Source organism: Streptomyces sp. NPDC058326 (genome assembly GCF_042879855.1).
In the GTDB taxonomy this organism is placed as follows: Bacteria; Actinomycetota; Actinomycetes; order Streptomycetales; family Streptomycetaceae; genus Streptomyces.
On sequence record NZ_JBHVZO010000011.1, the window covers coordinates 185,637 to 197,690 of the forward strand.

Sequence of the window (12,054 nt, forward strand, 5' to 3'; positions counted from 1 at the left end):
GAGCGCTACAGCTCCGGGCCGTCTCCCGGTTCCTCCTGGTACGAGTAGCGCTGCTCCGTCCAGGGGTCACCGAGGTTGTGATAGCCGCGCTCCTCCCAGAAGCCCCGGCGGTCGGCGGCCATGTACTCCACGCCCCTGACCCACTTGGGGCCCTTCCACGCGTACAGGTGGGGGACGACGAGGCGCAGCGGGAAGCCGTGCTCGGCGGTGAGCAGTTCGCCGTCCTTGTGGGTGGCGAAGATCGTACGGTCCGCGGCGAAGTCGGCGAGCCGCATGTTGGCGCTGTAGCCGTACTCGGCCCAGACCATCACATGGGTGACGTGTGGCGCGGGCGGAGCGAGGTCGAGGACCGTGCGGGCCCTCACGCCACCCCATTCGGCCCCGAGCATGCTGAATTTCGTGACGCAGTGCAGATCGGCCACGACCGTGGAGAACGGGAGGGCCGAGAACTCCTCGTGGTTCCAGCACCGCTTGTCCCCGTCGGCCGTCGCCCCGAAGACGCGGAACTCCCAGCGGTCCGGCTTGAACTTGGGGACGGGCCCGTAATGGGTGACCGGCCAGCCGCGCTGGAGCCGCTGGCCCGGCGGAAGGTCCGGCGAACGATCCGGCTGCCCCGCTTCCCGGTGTACTCCGCTCTCCGGCTGACCCATGTCATCCATGGTGACAGACGGCGAGGGGTGGTCATGACCAGGAGACCGCCCGCACCAGCGGATTCGGGCAACTCCGACTAAGCCTGCACTTACTGGACGACCCCCATTCGGGGTGCGAGGATGCGGCCATCCTGCCCAGTGACGGCGTAGACACGTAACGTGGAAGGAGCCTCTGCGATGCAGGGCGACCCCGAGGTCCTCGAGTTCCTCAACGAGCAGCTGACCGGCGAGCTGACGGCCATCAACCAGTACTGGCTGCACTATCGCATCCAGGACAACAAGGGGTGGACGAAGCTCGCCAAGTACACCCGCGAAGAGTCCATCGACGAGATGAAGCACGCGGACAAGATCACCGAGCGCATCCTGATGCTCGACGGTCTGCCCAACTACCAGCGGCTCTTCCACGTGCGGGTCGGCCAGACCATCACCGAGATGTTCCAGGCGGACCGCCAGGTCGAGGTGGAGGCGATCGACCGCCTCAAGCGCGGCATCGAGGTCATGCGTACCAAGGGCGACATCACCTCGGCGAACCTCTTCGAGGAGATCCTCGCGGACGAGGAGCACCACATCGACTACCTGGACACGCAGCTGGAGCTGATCGAGTCCCTGGGTGAGGCGCTGTACATCTCGACGCTCATCGAGCAGCCGAGCTGAGCGGCTCTCCCGAGCCGAGCGGCTTCGCCTGAGCTAAGCGGCTTCCCGGAGCCGAGCGGCCTCCCCGAGCTCCGCGACGGGCACGACGGGCTCCACGAGCTCCGTCGCGAGCGCGGGCATCCCCTGGTCCACGAGTTCACGCCGGGGGCAGTTGCCACGCCCGAGGATGGCCTGGATGCGGCGGACGCAGGAACCGCAGTCCGTGCCGGCCTTGCAGGCGGACGCGATCTGGCGGGGCGTACAGGCGCCCGCGTCGGCATGCTGCTTGACCTGCTTCTCCGTGACTCCGAAGCATGAGCAGACGTACAACGCGGTTCACCTCCCGCCGTGATCGATAAGGCTAACCTAACCTTACCCGGCGCGGCGGGACCGTAAAAGCCCCGGCAACGACGATGGGGCGCGGATCACATGGATCCGCGCCCCGTCGTCGTAGGTACCTACTTACTGATCGCGGTACATCTCCGCCACCAGGAACGCCAGGTCGAGCGACTGGCTCCGGTTGAGCCGCGGGTCGCAGGCCGTCTCGTAGCGCTGGTGCAGGTCGTCGACGAAGATCTCGTCGCCGCCGCCCACGCACTCGGTGACGTCGTCACCGGTGAGCTCGACGTGGATGCCGCCCGGGTGGGTGCCGAGCTCCTTGTGGACCTCGAAGAAGCCCTTGACCTCGTCGAGCACGTCGTCGAAGCGGCGGGTCTTGTGGCCGGAGGCGGCCTCGAAGGTGTTGCCGTGCATCGGGTCGGTGACCCAGGCGACGACCGCGCCGGAGGCGGTGACCTTCTCGACCAGCTCGGGGAGCTTGTCGCGGACCTTGTCGGCGCCCATGCGGACGATGAAGGTCAGCCGGCCGGGCTCCCGGTCGGGGTCCAGACGGTCGATGTACGTCAGCGCCTCGTCCACCGAGGTGGTCGGGCCGAGCTTGATGCCGATCGGGTTGGCGATCCGCGAGGCGAACTCGATGTGCGCGTGGTCGAGCTGGCGGGTGCGCTCACCGATCCAGACCATGTGGCCGGAGGTGTCGTACAGCTTGCCGGTGCGCGAGTCCGTACGGGTCAGGGCACCCTCGTAGTCGAGCAGCAGCGCCTCGTGGGAGGCGTAGAACTCGACGGCCTTGAACTCGGCCGGGTCGGTGCCACAGGCCTTCATGAAGTTCAGCGCGTTGTCGATCTCGCGCGCCAGCTGCTCGTAGCGCTGTCCGGACGGGGACGCCTTCACGAAGTCCTGGTTCCAGGCGTGCACCTGTCGCAGGTCGGCGTAACCACCGGTGGTGAAGGCGCGCACCAGGTTGAGCGTGGAGGCGGAGGCGTTGTACATCCGCTTCAGGCGCTCGGGGTCCGGGACGCGGGACTTCTCGTCGAAGGCGAAGCCGTTGACCGAGTCGCCCCGGTAGGTCGGCAGGGTCACGCCGTCGCGGGTCTCGGTCCCCTTGGAGCGGGGCTTCGAGTACTGGCCGGCGATGCGGCCGACCTTCACCACGGGCACGGAGGCCGCGTAGGTGAGGACGGCGCTCATCTGGAGCAGCGTCTTGAGCTTGGCCCTGATGTGGTCGGCGGACACGGCGTCGAAGGCCTCGGCGCAGTCGCCACCCTGGAGCAGGAACGCCTCGCCACGGGCGACGGCTCCCATCCGGGCGCGCAGCTGGTCGCACTCGCCGGCGAAGACGAGCGGAGGATACGACTCGAGGTCCGCGATCACATCGCGCAGAGCCTCGGCATCGGGGTACTCGGGCTGCTGCGCCGCGGGCAGGTCTCGCCAGGTCGCCTTGGCGACGGCGTGGGAATCAGCGTTCACGGTCACACGCACCACATTACGGGGTTCTTCGTCCGGTCCTGTCCCCCTGCCCAATGGCTGAGACGCGCGCCCGAAATGTCCGTCGACGACGCTCACGCCTTCGAGTGGTGTTACCCTCTGGCCCGTTTCACAAGTACACAGTCGAACCACAGGGGTGGGCGTGACCCAGAGTCACCGCAGGGACCGCAAAAAGAAACGATTCTTGTACGGAGCGGCGGCAGCCGTCGTCGCCACCGCCACGATCGGCACCATCGCGGTCGCGTCACCGGGCCTCCTCGGCGCGGCCGGCGACGGCAGGGCTGCTGGGGACACTTCCCTGCAGTCCCAGTTCGCAAACGCGGCGCGCGAGTTCGATGTGCCGCAGAGCGTGCTGATGGCCGTGTCGTACAACCAGACGCGGTGGGAGTCGCACGACGGCGAGCCGAGCGTGACCGGCGCCTACAACGTCATGGGTCTGACGAAGGTCGACGCCGATGACGTGGAGCAGGAAGTCACCGACGAACAGATCGATCACTTCAACGGCTCCGGCCGCCCGGAGATCGAGAAGACCTTCGACCGCGAGAAGGTCCGCAGCATCCTGGAGAAGGCGATCGTCGACACCGACGACCCCCGGCTCCACACCCTGGACAAGGCCGCCGAACTGATCGACAGCTCCACCGAGGCCGTCCAGAACGACACCGCCGCCTCCATCCGGGCCGGTGCCGCGCTCCTCGCGGACTACCAGAAGCAGGCCGGCGCGGAGCTGTCCGAGGACCCGGGCGACTGGTACCCGGCCGTGGCGCGCTACGGCCAGTCCTCCGACCGGAAGGGCGCCGACCTCTTCGCGAAGCGCGTCTTCGAGTCGATCAAGACGGGCGAGCGTGAGCTCACCCTGGACGGCGAGCAGGTCGCCCTGCCGGCCGACACCTCGGTCGAGCCGGTCAAGCCGTCGAACGTGCCGCTCGCGGCGAGCTTCGCGAGCACGACGGCCGCCTCGGTCCCCGAGTGCCCCGTCGGCCTGAACTGCAACGCCAAGCTGGTCGTCCCGACGAGCACGGGCAAGAAGAACTACACCCAGGGTGACCGCCCCAACCAGGGCGTCGACATCCGTCAGATCGTCATCCACGACACCGAGGGCGGCTACGACGGCTCGCTCAAGGTGCTCACGGACCCGACGAGCGGGGCCAGCGCCCACTACCTGATCAAGGCCTCCGACGGCCTGGTCACCCAGATGCTCGAGAACAAGAATCTGGCGTGGCACGCGGGTAACTGGACCCACAACATGCACTCCATCGGCGTGGAGCACGAAGGCTTCGCCATCAAGGAGGGCAGCTGGTACACGGAGCAGCAGTACCGTTCCTCCGCCGAGCTGGTGAAGTACCTGGCCAACACGTACAACGTGCCGATCGACCGTGAGCACATCATCGGTCACGACGAGGTGGCGCTCCAGACGGACGCCGGCCTCAGCAAGCTCCACTGGGACGCGGGCCCGTACTGGGACTGGAACTACTACATGTCTCTCATGGGCGCCCCGCAGGGCGACAAGGGAGCGGGCGGCCTGCTCAAGGCCGGCCAGGTGGTCCGTGTGGTGCCGCCGTTCACCACGGCGAACCAGCCGAAGCTGACCACCGGCGGGAACGCCGTCCCGGCGCGTCCGTCCAACTTCGGTTACCTGTACACCTCGCCGTCGACGAGTGCGACGACGCTGAAGGACCCGTACTTCACCTCGCTCTGGACCGAGGGCTCCAACTACGGGAACAAGGTCCGTGCCGGCGGCTCGTACGTCGTCGCCGAGGTGCGGACCGACTGGACGGCGATCTGGTACGCCGGTCAGAAGGCCTGGTTCTACAACCCGGGCGGCCAGTACACCGCGCCGGTGACCGGCGCCACGACCGTGAAGGCGAAGTCGGGGCTGGCCTCGGCCAAGGTCTTCGGCCGCTCCTTCCCGGAGACCGCGGCCTACACCGCCGCCGGTCTGGCCGCTCCGGGTGACGAGAACGCGTCCCTGACGAAGTTCTCCCTCCCGGCCGGCCAGGCGTACGTCAAGGCCGGCCCGGCGGTGAAGGGCGACGACTGGTTCGGCTCCGCCCAGCGCAACGTCGTCGGCAACACGGTGTTCGTCCCGGTCCGCTACCACCACAAGATCGTCTGGGTGAAGCAGAGCGAGATCACCGAGGCGCCCGGCGCCACCCCGGTCACCGCCACCGACCGCTACAACGTCATCGCCCGCGACGCCTCCGGCGTCCTCTGGCAGTACCAGGGCACCGGCTCCGGAACCACGCCGTTCCTGAGCCGCTACCGGGTCGGGCCCGGGTGGCAGGTGTACAACGCCATCACCCCGATGACCGCGCTCCGTGCCGACGGCACCGGTGACGCCGTCGCCCGGGACAAGGACGGCGTGCTCTGGTACTACCGGGGCAGCGGCAACCCCTCCGCGCCGTTCGCGAGCCGCCTCCGGGTCGGCGGCGGCTGGAACATCTACAACAAGATCCTCGGCGCGCGGGACATGAACGCCGACGGCCGTCCGGACCTGATCGCGCGCGACGCGTCGGGCGTGCTGTGGCTGTACACGAACACGGGCGCCTCCCCCAACCCGTTCGCGACCCGCGTCCGGGTCGGCGGCGGCTGGAACATCTACAACGAGCTCATCAGCACCGGCGACATGACGGGTGACGGCAAGCCGGACCTGGTGGCCCGTGACACCACCGGCGTGCTGTGGCTGTACAAGAACACGGGCGGCACCCCGAACCCGTACGCCACCCGTGCGCGGGTCGGCGGCGGCTGGGGCGTCTACAACGTCATGGTCGGCCCGAGCGACCTCGACCGCGACGGCAAGCCGGACCTGATCGCCCGGGACGGCGACGGCGTCCTGTGGTTCTACAAGAACACGAACGCCTACCCGAACCCGTACGCCACCCGCGTCCGCGTCGGTGGTGGCTGGAGCGGCTACAACCTCATCGTCTGAGCCGGCGCTCCCCGGCCTCGGGGCCCGTTCCGTACCGTCCACGGTGCGGAACGGGCCCCGTTCCCGTGTCCGGCTGGGTTACAGTGCTCGCATGTTCGCGCCTCAGATCCAGAACTGGTGGTGGACCGCTCATCCGGCGGCCCACTGACTGCGCGTACACGACACACGCAAAGGCCGCCCGAGGGGCGGCCTTTTCTCGCACCCGGGCCGTTCCTCTCCGTACTCCACCGGAAGGAACGACGCACCTCATGGACCTCTCCCGTCTCCTCGACGCCTCCTGCCCGCCCTTCGCCCTGCTCCGCAGGCGCACCCCCGGCCGTGACCACGACACCGTCGAGGTGCTGATCGGGCGGGTCCACGAGGCCGAGCGCCTCGCGGAGCTGCCCGTGGGCCCGCTGCCGGCCCTCGCGCTCGTACCCTTCCGGCAGATCCGGGAGCGCGGCTTCGACGTACGGGACGACGGGACCCCGCTCTCCGTGCTCGTCGCCGACGAGGTGGACGAGCTGCCGCTCGCGGAGGCCCTGGAGCGGCTTCCCGCGCACGACGTGGCCGTCGAGGGCGGCGGGTTCGACGTCTCCGACGAGGAGTACGCCGGGATCGTGCGGCGGGTCATCGACGAGGAGATCGGCTCGGGCGAGGGCGCGAACTTCGTCATCCGGCGGACGTACACGGGAGAGATCCCGGGCTTCGGGCGCGCCGACGCCCTCGCCCTGTTCCGTCGGCTGCTCGCGGGCGAGCGGGGCGCGTACTGGACCTTCGTCGTGCACACCGGCGACCGGACGCTCGTCGGGGCCAGCCCGGAGGTGCACGTCCGCATGTCGGGGGGCACGGTCGTGATGAACCCGATCAGCGGCACGTACCGCTACCCGGCCGGCGCCGCCCCGACCGCCGAGGGCCTCCTCTCCTTCCTCGCCGACCGCAAGGAGACCGAGGAGCTCTCCATGGTGGTCGACGAGGAGCTCAAGATGATGTGCACGGTCGGCGACATGGGCGGGGTGGTGATCGGTCCCCGGCTGAAGGAGATGGCCCATCTCGCGCATACCGAGTACGAGTTGCGCGGCCGGTCCTCGCTCGACGTGCGCGAGGTGCTGCGGGAGACGATGTTCGCGGCGACCGTGACCGGCTCGCCGGTGCAGAACGCCTGCCGGGTGATCGAGCGTCACGAGGCCGGTGGGCGCGGCTACTACGCGGGGGCGCTCGCCCTCCTCGGCACCGACGCGAACGGCGCCCAGACCCTGGACTCCCCCATCCTGATCCGTACGGCCGACATCGCCGCCGACGGACGGCTGCGGGTGCCGGTCGGCGCCACCCTCGTCCGGCACTCGGACCCGGCGGGCGAGGTGGCCGAGACCCACGCGAAGGCGGCCGGGGTGCTCACCGCACTCGGCGTACGGGAGGGCAGGCCGGCCGCCGGTCCCGCACCGGCCCCCGCGCCCCTCGGCGACGACCCCCGGGTGCGGGCCGCCCTGGACGCGCGGCGGAGCGACCTGGCGCCGTTCTGGCTGAAGATGCAGGTCCGGTCCGCCGAACTGTCGGGCCATGCCCTGGTCATCGACGCCGAGGACACCTTCACGGCGATGCTGGCGCACGTCCTTCGCTCCTCGGGCCTCGACGTGTCCGTGCTCCGCTACGACGAGCCGGGGCTGCGGGAGCTCGCGCTCGCCCACGAGGGGCCGGTGGTCCTCGGCCCCGGCCCGGGGAACCCCTCGGACGCCGCCGATCCGAAGATGCGCTTCCTCCGCGGTCTCACCGCCGAGCTGGTCCGGGACCACCGGCACGGGCTCCTCGGCGTCTGCCTCGGGCACGAGCTGATCGCCGCCGAGCTGGGCCTGGAGATCGTCCGCAAGCGGACCCCGTTCCAGGGCGCCCAACTGCGGATCGACCTGTTCGGGCAGGAGCGGACGGTCGGCTTCTACAACAGTTTCACCGCCCGCTGCGACGACAGGGCGGCGACGGAGCTCGCCCTGCACCGGATCGAGGTGAGCAGGGACGCGGAGACCGGCGAGGTGCACGCCCTGCGCGGTCCGGGTTTCGCGGGGGTCCAGTTCCACCCGGAGTCCGTCCTGACCCTGGAGGGGGCCGCGCTGACGGCCTCGCTGCTCGCGGGCGTACTCGTCTGATCAGACCCTCGGGACCAGGACGTTCTCGCTGCGCCGTCCCGCGGTGTAGTCGAGGACGTTCCGGACCGTGGTGTCGATGATCTGGCCGACCGCGTCCACGGTGTAGTACGCCTGGTGGGAGGTGACCACCACGTTCGGGAAGGTGACCAGGCGGGCCAGGGTGTCGTCCTCGACGACCTCGAGGGACTTGTCGAGGAAGAAGACCCCGGCCTCCGCCTCGTACACGTCGAGGCCGACGCCGGCGAAGCGGCCGGCCCGGAGTTCTGCGACCAGCGCCTCGGTGTCGATGAGGCCGCCCCGGCTGGAGTTCACCAGGACGGCGTCGTCCTTCATGGCCTTGAGCGCGGTGGCGTCGACGAGGTGCTGGGTCGAGGGGAGCAGCGGCACGTGCAGGCTGATGAGGTCGGCCTCGGCGAACAGCTGCTCCTTCCCGACGTACTTCATGCCGAGTTCGACGCAGGCGGGGTTCTCGGCGACGTCCCAGCCGAGGAGGTTCATGCCGAAGCCGTGGGCGATCCGGGTGAAGGCCTCGCCGATCTTGCCGGTGCCGAGGACGCCGACGGTACGGCCCCGCAGGTCACGGCCCATCAGTCCGTCGAGGCGGAAGTCGAAGTCGCGGGTCCGGTTGGAGGCGCGGACGATCCGGCGGTTGACGGCGGTCGCGAGGGTCCAGGCGAACTCGGCGACGGAGTACGGCGAGTAGTACGAGACCCGGGCGACGGTGAGGCCGAGACGCTCGGCGACCTCCAGGTCGATGTTGTTGAACCCCGTGGAGCGCTGGGCGATCATCTGCGTCCCGCCGGCGGCGAGGGTCTGCAGGACGCGGTGGTCCAGACTGGCGTTGACGCTGGTGGAGACGATCTCGTAGCCGGCGGCGATGGGCGCGGTGTCCTCGGTGAGGAAGACGCTCAGACAGCGGACGTCGTGGTGCCCCGCGAAGGCCTTCTCGATCAGGGGCTTCTCGTCCGCCTGCACGCCGAATGCCAGGATTTCCACGAGATGTCCCCTCATGACGGTGATGGGCCGTATATCCGCGCTCCTCGCGAATATACGGCCCCTGCCGTCGGCGCGCCCGGCCCCGGGGCTCAGGCGTCGTCGAGGCCGCGCTCGATGGCGTACCGGACGAGCTCCACCCGGTTGTGCAGCTGGAGCTTGCCGAGGGTGTTCTGTACGTGGTTCTGCACCGTGCGGTGCGAGATCACCAGGCGCTCCGCGATCTGCTTGTAGCTGAGGCCCTTGGCGACGAGCCGCAGGACCTCGGTCTCCCGCTCGGTCAGCTGCGGGGCCTTCGGCTCGTCGGCGCCGGCCGCCGGGGCGGGCTCCGAGGCGAGCCGGCGGTACTCGCCGAGGACGAGCCCGGCGAGACCGGGGGTGAAGACCGGGTCGCCGACCGCCGTCCGCCGCACGGCGTCGATCAGCTCCTCCGTACTGGCCGACTTGAGGAGGTAGCCGGTCGCGCCCGACTTCACCGCCTCCAGGACGTCGGCGTGCTCACCGCTCGCGGAGAGCACCAGGACCCGCAGCTCGGGCCGGCCGCCGACGAGCTCCTTGCACACCTGGACGCCCGGCTTCACCGGCAGGTTCAGGTCGAGGACGAGGACGTCCGGGGTGACCGCCCGGGCGCGGCGCACCGCCTGCTCGCCGTCCCCCGCGGTGGCCACCACGTCGAGGCCCGCCTCGGCCAGGTCGCGGGCGACCGCGTCCCGCCACATCGGATGGTCGTCGACGACCATCACCCTGATCGGCCGCTCGGCCCGCTGCTCGTTCATCTTCCTCGTCCTGCCTTCCCCCGTGGAACCTTCAACTCGACTTCCGTGCCCTGGCCGGGGACCGAGATCAGCTCGGCCGTGCCGCCCAGCTCCCGCAGTCTCCCCCGGATGGAGAGGGCGACGCCCATCCGGCCCTCGCCCTCCGCCTGCGCGAGGCGGCCCTCCGGGATGCCGGGGCCGTCGTCCCGGACGGTGACGATCACCTCGTCGGGCCAGTCCTCGACGAGGATCCAGGCCTGGGCGCCCTCGCCCGCGTGCACCCGCACATTGTCCAGGGCCGCGCCGACGGCCGCGGCCAGCTCGCGGGCCGCGGGCGGCGGCAGCAGGACCGGCACGCCCGGATCGGAGAGGGTGACCCTGGCCCCGGCGCGCGGGGCGAGCAGGATGCGCAGGTCGACGGGCGAGTCGTCGTCGTCCTCCTCGTCCACGTCGACGACCCGGACCACCGCACCCTCGGACTCGTCCTCGGAGACCAGGCTGGGCCGGGTCAGACCGCCGGCGACGAGGGTACGGAGGGCCACCTCCTGCTCCCCGGCCATCCGGCCGAGCTCGGCGGCCTCGCCGCCGATCGCCGTGCCGCGCCGCTGCACCATCGCGAGGACCTGGAGGACGCTGTCGTGGATGTCCCGGGCGAGCCGCTCACGTTCCCGGGTCGCGGCCTCGATCTCCAGGGCGCGGGCGAGGGTGCGCTCGGAGGCGCGGGCGACCTCGACGACGTATCCGATGGCGATGGAGGCCACCCAGACGAGCAGGACGTTGTGGAGGGTGTCCCGGCTGGGGTGGCCGCGTTCGACGATGTTGGCGACGGCGACGAGGGAGGAGGCCACGCCCGCCCAGCGCCAGCCGCCCTTGATCGCGTACGCGAGGACGGAACCGGCGGTCCATATCGACGGCAGCGTGGGGCCGTCGACCGTCTGGGCGTGGGCGTCGGCGAGCGGGGTGAGGAGGATGCCGGCGAGGGCGACGGTGAGGTCGGCGCCGAGGAAGCGCTTGGTGCAGCTGGCCGCGTTCGCCACCTTGGGCAGGGTCGCGAGGGTCCAGACGCACATCACCGCGAGATAGGCGACGCCGATCCAGGGCCGCTCGTACGCCTCCCTGCCGAAGGCGAAGATCAGGACCGCGTAGACCATGGTCAGGACGCGGTAGCCGGTCAGCGCCCGCCACAACGGCTGCTCGACCGACATGCGTACGACACGCTCGCGCTTGGCCATCTCCCCCACCCCCGGACGCCCCTCGCGGGAACGCCTGCGCCCCGGAACGCCTGCTCCGGAAGTCCTGTGCGCCGGAACGCCTACGCGCCGGACTCTTCCCGAGCGGCGATCTCGGCCTTCACGGCCTCCTTGGCCGCCTTCTCCGCGTCCGCGATCTGCCGCTTGGCGGCGGTCGCGTAGATGTCGACGTACTCCTGGCCGGACAGCTTCATGATCTCGTACATGACCTCGTCGGTCACCGAGCGCAGGATGAAGCGGTCCCCCTCCATGCCCTGGTAGCGGCTGAAGTCCAGCGGCTTGCCGATCCGGATCCCCGGACGCATCAGCTTCGGGACGACCTTGCCGGGCGGCTGGATCTTCTCGGTGTCGATCATGGCGACCGGGATCACCGGCGCGCCGGTGGCGAGGGCCACCCGCGCGAGACCGCCGGGCTTGCCCCGGTAGAGCCGCCCGTCGGGCGAACGGGTGCCCTCGGGGTAGATCCCGAAGAGCCCGCCCTTCTCGATGACCTCGATGCCGGCCCTGATGGCCGCCTCGCCCGCGCCGCGGGCGCCCGAACGGTCCACCGGGAGCTGGCCGACACCCTTGAAGAAGGCGGCGGTGAGCCTGCCCTTCACGCCCGGCGAGGTGAAGTACTCGGCCTTGGCGATGAAGGTGACCTTGCGGTCGAGGACGGCGGGCAGGAAGAAGGAGTCGGAGAACGACAGGTGGTTGCTCGCCAGGATCGCGGGCCCCTCGGCGGGAACGTTCTCCAGACCCTCCACCCAGGGCCGGAAGGCAAGCTTCAGGGACCCTCCGAGGGAGAACTTCATTGCGCCGTAGATCAACTCGTCATGCCTTCCGTGTGCCGTGGCGACGACTTTATCCCGTACCGGCGTACGGCCCCCGCTACGGCCCTGGTCGGTGTCGGTCCGGTCG

The 12,054-nt window shown here is 70.1% G+C and carries 11 protein-coding genes; 4 read left to right on the forward strand and 7 right to left on the reverse strand.

The window, feature by feature from the left end:
* Positions 1-5 precede the first annotated feature (5 nt).
* Positions 6-650: a sulfite oxidase-like oxidoreductase gene (locus ACFVYX_RS21535; protein WP_389683017.1), complete on the reverse strand. Its 645-nt coding sequence runs from the start codon at positions 648-650 to the stop codon at positions 6-8.
* Positions 651-827: 177 nt separating this feature from the next.
* On the opposite strand from ACFVYX_RS21535, the gene bfr reads away from it, so the two are divergent.
* On the forward strand, positions 828-1,304 hold the full coding sequence (gene bfr / locus ACFVYX_RS21540) for a bacterioferritin (RefSeq protein WP_030219605.1): 477 nt from the start codon (positions 828-830) through the stop codon (positions 1,302-1,304).
* A gap of 33 nt (positions 1,305-1,337) precedes the next feature.
* Here the strand turns inward: bfr and ACFVYX_RS21545 are convergent, their stop codons facing one another.
* Positions 1,338-1,613 carry a bacterioferritin-associated ferredoxin gene (locus tag ACFVYX_RS21545; RefSeq protein ID WP_389683018.1) on the reverse strand — a complete coding sequence of 92 codons (276 nt, stop codon included), beginning with the start codon at positions 1,611-1,613 and terminating at the stop codon, positions 1,338-1,340.
* Positions 1,614-1,745: 132 nt separating this feature from the next.
* Entirely contained in the window at positions 1,746-3,098 is a 1,353-nt protein-coding gene (locus ACFVYX_RS21550; RefSeq protein ID WP_389683019.1) for a class II 3-deoxy-7-phosphoheptulonate synthase, read from the reverse strand.
* 196 nt (positions 3,099-3,294) lie between these two features.
* On the opposite strand from ACFVYX_RS21550, the gene ACFVYX_RS21555 reads away from it, so the two are divergent.
* From ACFVYX_RS21555 to ACFVYX_RS21565, 3 genes are all read left to right on the forward strand, one after another.
* Positions 3,295-6,036, forward strand: coding sequence for an N-acetylmuramoyl-L-alanine amidase (locus ACFVYX_RS21555; RefSeq protein ID WP_389683020.1), 2,742 nt, complete (start codon positions 3,295-3,297; stop codon positions 6,034-6,036).
* A 91-nt stretch (positions 6,037-6,127) separates the two neighbouring features.
* Positions 6,128-6,184, forward strand: coding sequence for a trp operon leader peptide (locus ACFVYX_RS21560; protein ID WP_071892416.1), 57 nt, complete (start codon positions 6,128-6,130; stop codon positions 6,182-6,184).
* Between the two features lie 100 nt (positions 6,185-6,284).
* On the forward strand, positions 6,285-8,156 hold the full coding sequence (locus tag ACFVYX_RS21565; RefSeq protein WP_389683021.1) for an anthranilate synthase family protein: 1,872 nt from the start codon (positions 6,285-6,287) through the stop codon (positions 8,154-8,156).
* Here the strand turns inward: ACFVYX_RS21565 and ACFVYX_RS21570 are convergent, their stop codons facing one another.
* The 4 genes from ACFVYX_RS21570 to ACFVYX_RS21585 all read right to left on the reverse strand — a co-directional run bounded on the left by ACFVYX_RS21570 (position 8,157) and on the right by ACFVYX_RS21585 (position 11,948).
* Entirely contained in the window at positions 8,157-9,152 is a 996-nt protein-coding gene (locus ACFVYX_RS21570) for a 2-hydroxyacid dehydrogenase (protein WP_389683022.1), read from the reverse strand.
* Positions 9,153-9,241: 89 nt separating this feature from the next.
* Positions 9,242-9,925, reverse strand: a complete 684-nt coding sequence (locus ACFVYX_RS21575) for a response regulator (RefSeq protein WP_389683023.1) — start codon at positions 9,923-9,925, stop codon at positions 9,242-9,244.
* Complete coding sequence (macS, locus tag ACFVYX_RS21580) at positions 9,922-11,136, reverse strand: MacS family sensor histidine kinase (protein WP_389683024.1); 1,215 nt, start codon at positions 11,134-11,136, stop codon at positions 9,922-9,924. Before macS ends, ACFVYX_RS21575 begins: the two co-directional genes overlap by 4 nt.
* A gap of 80 nt (positions 11,137-11,216) precedes the next feature.
* Entirely contained in the window at positions 11,217-11,948 is a 732-nt protein-coding gene (locus tag ACFVYX_RS21585; RefSeq protein ID WP_389683025.1) for a lysophospholipid acyltransferase family protein, read from the reverse strand.
* Between the last annotated feature and the right edge of the window lie 106 nt (positions 11,949-12,054).

Excerpts from the sequence above, each read along its gene's own strand:
- ACFVYX_RS21585 (WP_389683025.1), bottom strand. The coding sequence starts at position 11,948 with ATGAAGTTCTCCCTCGGAGGGTCCCTGAAGCTTGCCTTCCGGCCCTGG.
- macS (WP_389683024.1), bottom strand. The coding sequence starts at position 11,136 with ATGGCCAAGCGCGAGCGTGTCGTACGCATGTCGGTCGAGCAGCCGTTG.
- ACFVYX_RS21575 (WP_389683023.1), bottom strand. The coding sequence starts at position 9,925 with ATGAACGAGCAGCGGGCCGAGCGGCCGATCAGGGTGATGGTCGTCGAC.
- ACFVYX_RS21535 (WP_389683017.1), bottom strand. The coding sequence starts at position 650 with ATGGGTCAGCCGGAGAGCGGAGTACACCGGGAAGCGGGGCAGCCGGAT.
- bfr (WP_030219605.1), top strand. The coding sequence starts at position 828 with ATGCAGGGCGACCCCGAGGTCCTCGAGTTCCTCAACGAGCAGCTGACC.
- ACFVYX_RS21565 (WP_389683021.1), top strand. The coding sequence starts at position 6,285 with ATGGACCTCTCCCGTCTCCTCGACGCCTCCTGCCCGCCCTTCGCCCTG.